General features: G+C 49.7%; 10 protein-coding genes and 1 pseudogene. 2 read left to right on the forward strand and 9 right to left on the reverse strand.

The features are described 5' to 3' along the window. Positions 1-43: 43 nt before the first annotated feature. Positions 44-493 carry an azurin gene (locus tag GA003_07135; protein QXD29735.1) on the forward strand — a complete coding sequence of 150 codons (450 nt, stop codon included), beginning with the start codon at positions 44-46 and terminating at the stop codon, positions 491-493. 307 nt (positions 494-800) lie between these two features. Here the strand turns inward: GA003_07135 and GA003_07140 are convergent, their stop codons facing one another. Beyond that, positions 801-3,587 (reverse strand): DUF1080 domain-containing protein, encoded by a 2,787-nt coding sequence (locus GA003_07140; GenBank protein QXD29736.1) that lies wholly within the window; start codon positions 3,585-3,587, stop codon positions 801-803. Positions 3,588-3,686: 99 nt separating this feature from the next. Between GA003_07140 and GA003_07145 the strand changes: the two genes are divergently transcribed. Then, the gene (locus GA003_07145; protein ID QXD29737.1) at positions 3,687-4,409 is read left to right on the forward strand and encodes a spermidine synthase; all 723 of its coding nucleotides are present in this window, start codon (positions 3,687-3,689) and stop codon (positions 4,407-4,409) included. Positions 4,410-4,727: 318 nt separating this feature from the next. Here GA003_07145 and GA003_07150 read toward each other — a convergent pair whose 3' ends face one another. The 8 genes and pseudogenes from GA003_07150 to GA003_07185 all read right to left on the reverse strand — a co-directional run bounded on the left by GA003_07150 (position 4,728) and on the right by GA003_07185 (position 12,714). After that, positions 4,728-4,904 carry a CPXCG motif-containing cysteine-rich protein gene (locus GA003_07150; GenBank protein ID QXD29738.1) on the reverse strand — a complete coding sequence of 59 codons (177 nt, stop codon included), beginning with the start codon at positions 4,902-4,904 and terminating at the stop codon, positions 4,728-4,730. Between the two features lie 2 nt (positions 4,905-4,906). Further along, positions 4,907-7,201: a molybdopterin-dependent oxidoreductase gene (locus GA003_07155; protein ID QXD29739.1), complete on the reverse strand. Its 2,295-nt coding sequence runs from the start codon at positions 7,199-7,201 to the stop codon at positions 4,907-4,909. Beyond that, positions 7,198-7,668: a (2Fe-2S)-binding protein gene (locus tag GA003_07160; protein ID QXD29740.1), complete on the reverse strand. Its 471-nt coding sequence runs from the start codon at positions 7,666-7,668 to the stop codon at positions 7,198-7,200. The genes GA003_07155 and GA003_07160 overlap by 4 nt, the downstream gene beginning before the upstream one ends. 206 nt (positions 7,669-7,874) lie before the next feature. Beyond that, positions 7,875-9,401 carry a sulfatase-like hydrolase/transferase gene (locus tag GA003_07165; protein ID QXD29741.1) on the reverse strand — a complete coding sequence of 509 codons (1,527 nt, stop codon included), beginning with the start codon at positions 9,399-9,401 and terminating at the stop codon, positions 7,875-7,877. Positions 9,402-9,439: 38 nt separating this feature from the next. Further along, complete coding sequence (locus GA003_07170) at positions 9,440-9,793, reverse strand: Dabb family protein (GenBank protein ID QXD30364.1); 354 nt, start codon at positions 9,791-9,793, stop codon at positions 9,440-9,442. Continuing rightward, positions 9,776-10,165 (reverse strand): annotated as a pseudogene (locus GA003_07175) (Dabb family protein). Before GA003_07175 ends, GA003_07170 begins: the two are co-directional and overlap by 18 nt. Positions 10,166-10,552: 387 nt before the next feature. Then, positions 10,553-11,176 (reverse strand): DJ-1/PfpI family protein, encoded by a 624-nt coding sequence (locus tag GA003_07180; protein QXD29742.1) that lies wholly within the window; start codon positions 11,174-11,176, stop codon positions 10,553-10,555. Positions 11,177-11,337: 161 nt separating this feature from the next. Then, on the reverse strand, positions 11,338-12,714 hold the full coding sequence (locus GA003_07185; protein ID QXD29743.1) for a sulfatase-like hydrolase/transferase: 1,377 nt from the start codon (positions 12,712-12,714) through the stop codon (positions 11,338-11,340). Positions 12,715-12,802: the final 88 nt, after the last annotated feature.

The following is a 12,802-nucleotide window of genomic DNA, read 5'->3' on the forward strand; positions in this document are numbered from 1 at the left end:
AGTAAATTCCAACATTAATACTAATTTAACCGGCATTACATTTATGAAATCAAAACTCACTACCATTCTCTTGGTTTTAGGCATTTCCGCATTGTTTTCTTCCGCCGTGAACGGAGCTACCATTGAGATTGCCGCTAACGATACCATGCAGTTCAACTCCAAGGCTTTTGAAGTGCCTGCAGGTGAAGAAGTCACCCTGGTTTTCAAAAACCTTGGAAAACTTCCAAAGGCGGCCATGGGGCACAATGTAGTTATTCTTAAGCCAGGCTCAGATGTGCCTAAGTTTGGAATGGGTGCTGTTGCTGCGGCTGCGACCGAGTATGTGCCGCAAGACGATGCGACGAAGGCGCTGATTGTTGCGCATACAAAACTGCTTGGTCCCGGTGAAGAAGAAACTATTACATTTACCCTTCCTGAGGCTGGTGCGTATCCTTTTGTATGCTCCTTTCCAGGTCACTTTGCATTGATGCAAGGAATCATCACCGCGAAGTAAACGATCTTAATTAATCTTTCGAAGGCTGCATGCTCCGGTGTGCAGCCTTTTTGTTTTTTATTTAGCTGCGGTGGTGACACCACAGAAAGTATCGAGGGTACGCCAGGCAACAGCTCGGCAAATCATATTTGTAGCCATAGTGGATACACTGTGGATCGGCTTTGACTTCAAAATACCTATTCCGGAGCAAGCTTCAAAGCAAATCAGTATCGGTATCCAAATGTAGGAGGGTAGCTTGCTGCCGATCTCACGTCATCTAACATTGTAACTGCAGCCTACAGTCGACTGCATTCCTCCGCAGCCCGACTCAATTCAACGGCGCAATCCGAATGTTCCGCCACTTCATCACGAATTGGCGTTCGCCTTGAATCCCATGAACCTGGAGCCCTATGAATCCCTTGGGGTGGGTTTTATATACGTCTTCCCGAACCAGGTCCTCAATCAAATGTCCATTGACCCAGGTACGCATGCGAGGTCCCTCAGCGATGATGCGAACTTGATTCCATCCTTCTGAACGGAAGTGGTCGTGACCTTTCTCCTGCTTTTCTTTGGAGGACAGCCATCCGGTTCCCAAGGCTTCGCCATATAGAATGCCACTGGTAAATTTGCCTTCTCCAAAATTGCGACGTACTTCCATTTGCGGCCCCCACACACGTCCTGCACGCCAGCTATGATGATCTTTTTCCGTTACGGGCCTGACTGATGAGCGGAACTGAATGCCTTGATTCGTGACGTCATCCACCATGGTTTCCAAATCCAATTGAAAATCTCCAAATTCTTCCGTGGTGCACAGGAATGAGTTTCTACTTCCGGGCTTTGTTCGTCCTACTATAGCGCCATCCTCCACAGAGTAGCTGTGATATCCATTCATCTGGACCCAGCCATCCAGGGTCTCCCCATCGAACAGATCAATCCAACCATCCTTATCTGTTATAGAAGTAAGTGTAGAGCTTGCGGTTTTTTCTTCGGGTAGCGCAAAGGCAATGATCGATTTTCCAGATGGGGTTCTATTCTTTCCTCCTCCTCCTGCTACGATCACCAGATACTGTTTGCCATCGTTTAGGTAAACACTGGGAGTCGCATAACCTCCAGCGGGAAGTTTATACTCCCAGAGTAGTTTGCCGCGGCTCTTTTCGAACGCTCGTATCTTTTCGTCGGCAGTAGCTGCAATGAATACAATACCACCAGCAGTCGCTACTGCACCGCCGAAATTGGGCGTACCGGTGTTGCGGATACCGCGCTTAACCAGTTCGGGGAATTCTCCCAATGGTACACGCCAGACATAATCTCCGGTGGAGAGGTCGATGGCATTGAGCGTACCCCATGGAGGATTGATAATTGGATAACCGTCCTGGTCATTGAGAAAACCGTAACCTTCGTAGAGATAACGGACTTTCCCGCCTTCCATGGAGTCCGCTGCAGGATCCACTTTATCCGAAGACATGTATTTTGAAACGTCCTCAACTTCCTTTTTGGTTAGGTGAGGAAAGCCAGGCATTATGTTACCTCCCGTACGAATCCATTGGGCAATCTCTTCTTCGCTCTTATCAAGTTTCAACACGCTTGGGTAAATCGGGGGAATACCTTTTCTGTCCGGTCCATGGCAACTGGTGCAGTTGCGTTCGTAGACAACCCGCCCTCGTTGCTCAGCCGAGAGCTTGGTGCTATCGGCAGGCTCAAAACTCTTTTTAAGTTTAAGCAATCCTGGTGCATCATTGGTGTTTACATAGATGATATTGTTATAGGGATCGTAAGAACTTCCATGCCACTCTACACCACCCAACGTTCCGGGTTGGGCGATCACACCTTGCTCAGAGGGCGGCGCATAAAAGGTGGCTGGTTCGTAGCGTTCGAACAGTCGTTTGGCATACTGGTAACTCTCCGGACTGATCCGTGTAAGATCCGCCTCGGTGATTGAGGTTCGCGTGAGCGGCTTCGGCTTAAGGGGAAAAGGTTGGGTAGGCCAGGCTTCCTCTCCCTCCACCGTAGATGGAGGCACGGGCATTTCGATCACCGGAAAAATCGGTTCACCGGTGTCACGATCCAGGACAAAGGTGAACCCCATCTTGGTAAACTGAACCACAGCATCCTGTTCGTTTCCGTCCTTTTGTATGGTAACCAGATTGGGCGGTGGGGGATTGTCGTAATCCCAGATATCGTGGTGAACGGTTTGGTAGTGCCATTGTCGTTTCCCCGTTGTCGCGTCCAGGGCCAGCACGCAGTTCGCAAACAGATTCTGTCCTTTGCGGTATCCGCCATAGAAGTCGTTGGCGGCAGATCCAGTGGAGGCAAAGACCCAGCCACGATCTTCATCTACCGTTAGGCCTCCCCATGAATTGGCGCCTCCGTATTTTTCTCCTTCCACCCATTCCCAGGTGTCGTAGCCAAATTCACCTTCTTGAGGTATCGTATGAAAGATCCATTTGAATTCACCGGTGATCGTGTCGAAGGCCCGAATGTGGCCAGGTGTTGAATCGTAGCCTTCGGGCACTCGCGAAACTACCATGAGGTAGTTTTTGTAGACGGCTCCCGGGTTGGTGACTTCGACCGATGCTCTTTCAGGATCTACTCCCAGGTGATGCCGTAGGTCGATGTGACCGCCATGGCCGAAGGAGGTAATTAATTCACCGGTCTTTGCATTGAGGGCATACATGCGATCCTTGACTGCGTGAAATATGCGTCTATCAGATCGATCTTCCGATTCCCAGTAAACAAGCCCACGGTTGCGTCCTCGGAACACTTGCTTTTCCGGATGATGTTCTTCTGAAATGAACTTCCAAACTTCTTCTCCCGATCCCGCATCAATCGCGACCGCCCTTAACGAGGAGGTGGTAAAATACATTAATCCATCAATGATGATAGGATTACTATGCATGTTGGAACGCTCCGTGGCGTCGTCGACCTGATATTCCCAGGCAGGTTCCAGTCGGTGAACGTTAGCCGCATGAATATAGGCAAGCTCGGAGTATTGATTGCTTTTCTGATCACCCTTGTGGATGCCCCAATCCGTGTAGTTGTCCAGTCGGTTGGCACTGGAATGGGAAGTATAAACAAGAACGAGGAATGCTGATAGGGTAACTCTTAGGGGCGTCATGTCTGCTGAATGTTTTATTAAGCGTTCAGCTCCTTCAAGGGCAAAGAATCTATTATTGTTTATTGTAGAGTGTGGGGAGTCCTGACACAGTCCTGGAAAATGATTCCCAGCCTGGAAATACTTGATGCTCAAACAACCCATCTCGGAGACTTGGTGCTTCGGAGGCGAACGATGCCTTCTTTAGATGGGCAGGAAATTTACGAAGTGAAACTCGGTGAAGAGTTTCTAATGTCCAGTTTGTTTCCTGAGGCAGAGAAAAAACTGGCTCACTTAGGACTAGCCAAGTTGGCGGGTGAAGAGTGGGACATTGTGGTCGGTGGTCTGGGGCTTGGTTACACCGCCGCTGCTGCATTGGAGTCTTCCTCTGTTAGGTCTATGGTCGTGGTGGAGCTGTTTCCTCAAGTGATTGAGTGGCACCAAAGAGGGTTGGTGCCTTTAGGTGCTCAACTGGCGGGGGATCATCGCTGTCGATTGGTGGCGCAGGACTTTTTTGCTGCAGCAGTGAATGCTGAGAAGGGGCTCGATCCTAACTATCACGGTAAAAAGTTTCACGCGGTTTTACTCGATATCGACCATACTCCGAGTCATCAACTTGATGATGAAAATCAAGGCTTTTACTCCGTCGCTGGCCTCACCGCTTTATCGGAGCAACTTCATCCAGGCGGGGTATTTGGACTTTGGTCTGATGATCCTCCGGACGCCCACTTTACCGAGCTTCTGAAAACGGTATTCGATGAAGCCGAAGCGGTGGTCGTTCCTTTCTATAATCCGATTCAAGACAAGGAATCCACGAACACGGTCTACCTGGCGCAGAAAGCATAGAAATCGAATTCCACGGTGTCGCCCACCGTGGATATATCAGGGTAGGGCGACCTCGCCGTAGGGCGCCGCCTGCATACGTTTCACTGCTTAGAGCTGTCCGCGGATAGCATTGTTTTGTCTAATGGAATGCTGTAGGGATTCCACGGTGTCACTACCGTGGCTACATCTTCATCTTGTCGCGATGGTCGTTCACGACCGAAGGAAGTACCGAGGGTTTTTCTGACAGCGAAGCGAACAACAGGCCTGACAACTGCGTCGATCTTTCGAATAGCAAATCCCACAGTCTTACGACTGTGGCTACACAAGGGCGCCGTCTCCTTACGATTCAGCTCTCACGTCTAACCAGGGAGCTTGGTCTTCATCCGTCCAAGAAGCAGTGATCGCGATCGGCCTACAACAAACTTCGCAATCAAGCACGAGCTCGACTGTCTCCTCTGCGTAGGGAATGTCTTCGATATCGATATGCTCCCAGCAATAGGGGCAAGTGATATCCATTTCTAAGCCAATTGATTTCCGATAGGCAGTGAACGAATCCGTTTTCCCGTCGCCGCAAAAACCGCATTGCATAGGGCTGGAGCAACCGGTGGCACTCCTGGCTCGCCGACCCCGCCAAGCGAATCGACTCCCTCTGGTTCCACGATGTGAATCGATATTAATTTGGGAGCCAGTGGCATGCGTGCGACTTGGAAGTCATGGAAGTTGCTTTGAACTGCCGAGCCATTCTTGAAGCTGACTTCACTGGTGGCTGCAATGCTCAGACCCATAATACACGATCCTTCCATTTGGGAACGCACACGGTCTGGATTGATCGCTTTACCGCAATCGATGGCCATAGTTGCATTGTGGACGACGATCCCACCGCCGCTTTCAACTTCGACATCGAGAACCACTGCCACATAAGAAACGAAACTGTAATGAACGGCTAGTCCCATGCCGCGGCCTTTGGGCAATTTATTGCCCCAACCAGCTTCTTTTGTGGCCTTCTTAATGGTGTTCTTTAATCGACCCGTATCCACGGTATAGATCTCAGGGTCTTCGCCATGATTCCAGGTATCGCCTTGGTCGAGTGGATTGATCTCCCGGTCTGGACCCAGAAGATCGAGATAAAACTCGAGGTGATCTTTCCCCGCTTTATCCGCTAGTTCAGCAATGAAACTTTGTGTTGCAAATGCATGAGGAATGTTGGAAACGGAGCGGAACCATCCGATACGTGTGTGAGCATCGACACCTGGGTTTTCCATACGCATGTTTGGCACATCGAAGGGAGTGTTGATGACTCCCATGCCGATTTCGAACGCTGCCTGGTGGCGTTGAGCGGGTGCAAAAATGGAGGTGATGGTTGGCGCTACCGAACGGTGCAACCAACCGGTTGTTTTTCCGTTTTTGTCCAAACTTGCTTCCAAATGTTCTCCAGAAACGGTGTGCAGATAATCGTGGGCGATATCATCTTCGCGGGTCCACTGAACGCGCACGGCACGTCCAGGAAATGTTTTGGCCAATTCGGCCGCTTCAACTACGAAGTCTCCTTTTGACTTTCTACCAAATCCGCCACCTAGCAAAGTGACGTTGAGGGTCGTGTCATCGAAAGAAACGCCAGCTCGTTCAGCCGCTTTTGCGCGAGCACTCGCAGGGTTTTGAGAAGGAGCCCAGGCTTCGAGCTTCCCATCTTTCAAAAGGGCAATTGCCGCCGGTGGCTCCATGGGAGCATGAGCGTGGTGTGGAAGGTAGTAATCAGCTGAATGGGTTTTAGCTGCAGAAGAAAATGCGGCCTCAATGTTGCCGACATTCCTTAATTCCTTACCTGGATTCTGAGATGCTTCACGCATTTGATCCCGGTAGTTGTCAGAGTCGTAACTGTCGTTTGGACTGCTGCTCCAGCTCACTTTAAGTGCCTTGCGGCCTTGGATGGCTGCCCAGGTATTTTCGGCTACTACTGCGAGGCCGCCGAGTGGATTAAATTCAGATGGGGCGGTTGCACCTTCAATGGAGAGGACTTTGACCACGCCTGGCACTTTCAACGCTCCTGCATCGTCGTAAGATTCCATCTTGCTTCCGAAAACCGGTGGACGGGCAACAACCGCGTAGAGCATGTCGTCAAAACGAATGTCAGCTCCGTATACACCTTTACCGGAAACCATGTTGGTGGCATCGACGCTGCGGGTCTGGTTTTTGCCGATGAAACGAAAATCGTTTGAGCTTTTGAGTTGGATGGAGTCTGAGTCCGGGATCTCTTGATCGCTCAACGTTTCCGCAAGTTTTCCATAGCTTGCTTCGCGTCCACTCTTGGCATGGACCATTTTGTGACGATAAGGAATGACCTCGTCAGCAGAAACACCCCAAAGTTCGCCGGCTGCGTTTTGTAACATCGTTCGGACGGTAGCCGCACATCGTCGCATGGGCATGTACCAATGGCGCATGCTGCGTGAACCGTCGGTGTTTTGATTGCCGTAACGGTTTTGGTCTCCCGTCGCCTGTTCGACCTGCATCATATCCCAGTCAGCGTCGAGCTCATCGGCTACCACCAGAGCGAGGCTACTTCGGATGCCTTGTCCCATTTCTGAGCGCGCAATAACTACGACTACAGATCCATCCGTATTGACCCGAAGATAAACTTTTGGGTCTTCAACGATACCACCGGGCATCCCATAGCCACCGAATTTCTGCTCTTCTTCTTGTGACCAGCTCCAATTGGCTGTGAAGAAGAGTGCGCCAGTAGCACCGATACCTTTCAAGAAATCGCGACGATCCAAGACTTTCTTTGCGACCGAAAATTGTGTGTATGACGATTTCATTTGGAGCCCTCCTTGATTTTGGATGACGCACTGTGAATCGCGGTTTTGATCCGATTGTAAGTTCCACAGCGGCAAATGTTACCCGTCATGGCGCCTTCAATCGCTTCATCACTGGGGTTGGGATTACTTTGGAGTAGGGCGGTGGCCGACATAACCTGGCCGCTCTGGCAGTAACCACATTGGGGAACACCTTCTTCCACCCAGGCTTCCTGGACTTTCTTTCCTGTAGAATCGTCCCCGATTCCTTCAATGGTTGTGATTTGTTTCCCTTTGGCGTCTGTGATGGGTGTTATGCAGGAGCGAATCGGTTCTCCATCCAAGTGCATGGTGCAAGCACCACATTGACCGAGGCCGCAGCCAAATTTTGTTCCTGAAAAACCAAGGACGTCACGGATGGCCCAGAGTAGGGGCATGTCGTCTGGGACGTCTAGCTGGTATGTTTTACCATTAAGTGAGATCGAGTGCATAAGATGACCGATGTAGATTGAAGATGGGTAAGAACGGACAACGAAGTCCCATTCAAGACGCTAGTGAGCATGGATTCCGCGAAGGCAGCAGGCAATTTATAAATGTAGCTTAAAAAGTAGCCACGGTCGTAAGACCGTGGATGATCATGCCCAATAAGTTGAACCGTCCACGCCGAGGGCGCCGTTTTGAAGGATCAGGTTAATCTCTAACCGCTCTTCGGCTTCGCCGCCGGGTCTTTCCACCAACCAGTGGCTTTCGTCGTGCTGGTTACAAACCATTCGTGAAGCGCTTTTCTCAGTTTAGCTTTTTCTTCGGCGAAATCCGGATCAATCCAGCGGTCTTTCACCTCCTCGGGATCATTTTCGACGTCGAACAATTGTCCTGAGTCTTTCCCGATGTATTCGATCAGTTTGAAACGCTTACTTCGAATCATGAGCGAATGTTCGAGGTCCTGCAGCATCAGATCTTGAGCATGCTCGGAAAAGACGTATTCACGCTCCTCGGCATTCGGATCGCCCTCGAGGAAAGGAATTAAGGATTCTGCTTCCATTTTGGCGGGTGGTTCCAGACCAGCTAACTCCAAAATCGTAGGACCTATATCAAACCACTGGGTCAACGATTCGACGGTCCGGCCACCTTTGTAACGATCGGGACTCCACACGACGAGAGGGACGCGAACGGAGGAATCGTACATCGTCCATTTTTCGACCAGACCGTGATCCCCGAGGCAGTCACCATGATCGGAGGAGAATATGACCACCGAGTTATCGAGAACTCCGGTTTCTTCCAGGCGGTTAAGGATCTTGCCGATGCTTTCATCAATCATCGTCACATTGGCCAGATAGTAAGCGCGCTGGAGTTTTCGCGCTTCGTCCGATGCGTTAGGATCGAAATCAATCGAATCAGCAAATCGTTGCGTGAGCCGTTTGCGGAAGGAATCCAAAGTCTCGGGTTGAGCATCCATCTCTTCCTGTGTGACCGGTTGGATGGGCAGATCCTTCTCCATGTATTCTTCTGCATAACTCTCCACCGGATCAAAGGGTGGGTGAGGTCCGGGGAATCCTATTTCTAAGAATAGTGGTTCATCGCCCAGCTTGGGTTGCTTGTCCTTATCGATCCATTGCATCAGCTTGGAATGGTCGGTGGCGTATGCGGATTTATCGATCCAACGTACAGCCATATCTCCGACAAAAGTGTCAGGGTGTAGGTCATCGGGGAGTTTCCATTCGTAGGCGCCTTGGCGCTCCTTGGTATCGGGCCAGTCGCGATAAAAGGGTTTTTCGGGTCGGTCAAAGCCACGGAGATCCAGGGCTTTGTCCCATTCATCTTCAAAGATGTGAGGATCGCCCTTCCACATGAGTTCGGACTCACGACGTTGTTTATTTTCAACCACGAAACGTTCATGGAAGCCATGAAGTTCATTGTAGGGATCGGCATGCATCTTACCGATGTTTACGCAGTGGTAACCGTTATCTTTCAGATCCTGCACCCAAGTGCGTGGCCACTTGTCATTGTTTTTCAGTGCACCGCTGTTATGTGGATAGTAGCCAGTGAACAGGCTGGCTCGAGAAGGTCCGCAAGAGGGCGCCGTGACATGACATTGGGAGAAGGCTACTCCTTCATTCACCAACTTATCGAGGTGTGGAGTATTGACGTGGGGAAAACCTAAAGCAGCAATCGTCTCATAGCGTTGCTGGTCTGTGATAATGAGTATGATATTGGGCCGTTTCATAATGGAAAGTGAGATAGAGCTATGGGGGAAGTGATGTTTTACTTACCATTGTAGAAATCGAAGACTAGAACCTTCTCCACGTTGGGTCTTACGATTCCGCCAAACTCCTTATGCGATGGGTGGGGGATGTAAACGCCTCGTCCCGCCTCGTCGTTGAAGCTGACCAGAAAGCAATGACTGTAACCGTCGTCCAATCCTTCGGGACTGTTGTTCGTCCCCCATTCATAGGCTGCAATTTCAGGAATGTCGCCAGGGAGTGAGGTGAATTTGGTTTGGATCGCGTTGAGGGACTCTTCAGTAGTGCCATCTTTGAAATCGAAGAGTACTACGTGGCGGAGCTTACCACCGGTGTTGGATGCACCTTGCGGATCGGTCGACCAAAAATCAACCACGGTTACTTTGTCTAGTGAAGGAAGTAGTAATTCTACAAACGCCTTATGAGCTGGGTGGGGTAGATAGACATCTCGTCCAGCTTCGCTAGCAAATGAGACCAAAAAGCAATGCGTAAACCCATTCGCTTTGCCTTCAATACTTACGTCAGATCCCCATTGATACGCGACAATTTCTGGGATCTTCGAAGGCAATTCACCAAATGCTTTCACAATGGCATCTACGTCGGCATCGCTCGCACTATCTTTAAATTTAAACAGGACTACATGCCGAAGCAGTGGTTTGTCTGCCGAAGCGGAATCTGAATCGGTGGATGAAGAACAGCCAAAGGTCATAGCAAGAATAGTAATGAGAGCGGTTAGTCGAGTGAGCATCACAATGGTGGGTAGGTTAACTGAAAAGGTTCGAAACCACTCAGAGTGGTTATCAACGCAGGATGCGACAAGTATGAAGTGTATTTATCACGATATCTCAGTAATCTCCTGTTCAAATCTTTCTTTATCAGAAGCGAGGAAAAGAAGTTAACCACGAATGGACATCAATGGACACGAATTCCAAATACATTGTTCTCACGTTCGCGGAGATTGGTGTCCTTTGTCAGGTCGTCTCTATTCATTTGTAAATAGATTAACTTGTTTTCCTCGCTCCGTGTTACGCTTGAAAAACTAACTACTGATCACTCTGATGAAAACTGACAACTTTCCGCAACGCGCTTCTATGAAATATTCGTGTTCATCAGGGTCCATTCGTGGTTAACTTATTCAGGATCTAAGATATCCAGGTGCTTGCTCGTTTTCTTTCGACATACCGTAAATAGTTCCTTGAGGATAATACTCCCTATAAAACTGGATCTTGCTGGCAACCTCCTCGCCAAAGGTTTCGTTGATGAAAGCAAGTGCCATGTCCATGCCTGCCGATACCCCGGCTGAGCACCAGACGTTTCCATCGTGGGTGTAGCGCTCTTCGATCACTTCGATACCGCCAAAATCACGTAGGCGCTGTAGTGATCCCCAATGAGTGGTAGCGCGTTTACCCTCAAGAAGTCCAATTTCTGCCAGAAGAAAGGAGCCTGTGCAGACAGAGAGCACGGCCTTGCAGTTAGCGGATTTGGTTTTGAGAAAATCAAGTAATACAGGATTCTTTGCCTCAGCTCGTGTGCCCCAGCCGCCCGGGACTAGGATGTATTCGAAATTCGGGCACGTGTCGAATGAGTAGTGCGGTTCGATTTTGAGTCCTTTGGCGCAAGTGATGGTTTGGTCAGTCTCGGCAACGATAAATGCCTCATTGATGATCCCCTCCGTTTTAAGGCCACCACCAAGGAGTTCCCATGGACCCATCAGATCCAGTTCTTCAAGATCGTTAAAAGCGAGGAAGGCGAAATTCATTGGCTCAAGGAAACAGAAAGGCTTGAGTAGTGAAAGAGTAGATTGAGAGAAATTCCTCCCTGATGATTCTGTTGGCAGGGCTCGATCGCCGTTACGAACGAAACGACACCAGCACCGTCCGTAGTCTAATTAGTTGAAATAACACAGTTTCATTACTTTATTTATGCGACCATGTACTGTCTACCATCCTCATCACCGGACTGTTTTACCCAGTCTTTTAGATATGCGCGGTGATGATCGAGGGCAGCTTGATAGCGCTTATTTAAAGCCAGGTTATTCATTTCACCTGGATCCTTCTCCAGATCGACCAGTGATTCTCGAATGTCGCCGTCTTTGTAGACACAATATTTATAGCGGCTGCTTCGAATCATACGGGACCACAAATTTTCAGAGGCCACATAAGGGCGAGATTTGCTCAAACCAGTGATATTGTTTCCGAGCATATGATTGGGTGCGGGAATACCGGCGTAGTGACAGAAGGTGGGCAGGATATCCAAAGTGATGTTTACCAAGCTGGAATTGACGTGACCTTCTCTGACGGATTTTGGATAACGAATGATCAGTGGGACGTTAACCGATTCTTCGTACATGACTCCTTTGGATGCCAGTCCGTGGCTCGCGTCCATATCGCCGTGATCGCTTACAAAAAGAACCAAGGTGTTATCTTCCTGGCCGGACTCTTTTAGTCCTTGGAGGATTTGTCCAATATGGCCATCGACTTCTTCGGTGAGTCGACAATAGATCCAACGATACATCCGCCATTCGCGCTCGTCGTAATCCTGTCGCATGAGTCGGCTGGGTGTCACTGCGGTGATTTTTCCGTTGGCTTGAATGGCGTCCGGTTCTTCCTCAGGGATCTTAAAATTGTCAGGGAGAGGAGGGAGCTTTTCAGTAGGAATCTTGGATGCCTCTTTATAGAGCTCATTTACATTCTTCATCATCTTCTCCCGCTTTTTGTATGCATTGTAAGCAAAGCAGATGTCGTGTGGGTTTATGAAGGAAGCGACGGCGAAGAAGGGCTTGTTGCGTTTCCGTTTAATGAAATCCACGGTCGCTCCTGGAAGTTTTGCTCGCTGGTCATTGTTAAACTCATCGTAGCCGGCTCTCTCAGGGACCAGATCGGGGGTCATGTGGACCTTGCCTCCATAAAAAGTATCGTAGCCAGCCTCTTTCATCAACTGTCCCATGGACCCGTTTTTACCCGTCACCGACCTCGTACTGGTCCCTTTGGAGGTCGCATTATCCAGAATGCCAAAGCGGCCTGCCATCATACCTGTTGCCATCCCGATGCGGCTGGGGCAGCACACCGGATTTCCAGCATAAGCTTTCTCATGACGAGTGCCTCCAACTGCCAATTCGTCCAGGGCTGGTGTATTCAGCCAAGGGTTGCCCGTGCAGCTGAGCATGCGCGCATGCTGTTGATCGGTGATGATGAAAAGGATGTTGGGCTTATCTGAAGTCTGGGCAGGCAAGCTTCCTGTTACGGCGCTGCCTGCAACGGCTGCTCCGGTTGTTTTGATAAAGGTGCGACGATTCATGGGGTAATTTTCTTTTGTATTCAATTCACACGCCAAGGTGGATTCAATCGATTCTCTCCAGCGCAATACAGTTTGATCTTATTGCTAG

The organism is Opitutia bacterium ISCC 52, from assembly GCA_014529675.2.
In the GTDB taxonomy this organism is placed as follows: domain Bacteria; phylum Verrucomicrobiota; class Verrucomicrobiia; order Opitutales; family UBA2995; genus UBA2995.

Bases quoted from the DNA above. Each gene is read 5' to 3' on its own strand.
- GA003_07135 (QXD29735.1), top strand. From the start codon at position 44: ATGAAATCAAAACTCACTACCATTCTCTTGGTTTTAGGCATTTCCGCA.
- GA003_07140 (QXD29736.1), bottom strand. From the start codon at position 3,587: ATGACGCCCCTAAGAGTTACCCTATCAGCATTCCTCGTTCTTGTTTAT.
- GA003_07145 (QXD29737.1), top strand. From the start codon at position 3,687: ATGATTCCCAGCCTGGAAATACTTGATGCTCAAACAACCCATCTCGGA.
- GA003_07150 (QXD29738.1), bottom strand. From the start codon at position 4,904: ATGGATATCACTTGCCCCTATTGCTGGGAGCATATCGATATCGAAGAC.
- GA003_07155 (QXD29739.1), bottom strand. From the start codon at position 7,201: ATGAAATCGTCATACACACAATTTTCGGTCGCAAAGAAAGTCTTGGAT.
- GA003_07160 (QXD29740.1), bottom strand. From the start codon at position 7,668: ATGCACTCGATCTCACTTAATGGTAAAACATACCAGCTAGACGTCCCA.
- GA003_07165 (QXD29741.1), bottom strand. From the start codon at position 9,401: ATGAAACGGCCCAATATCATACTCATTATCACAGACCAGCAACGCTAT.
- GA003_07180 (QXD29742.1), bottom strand. From the start codon at position 11,176: ATGAATTTCGCCTTCCTCGCTTTTAACGATCTTGAAGAACTGGATCTG.
- GA003_07185 (QXD29743.1), bottom strand. From the start codon at position 12,714: ATGAATCGTCGCACCTTTATCAAAACAACCGGAGCAGCCGTTGCAGGC.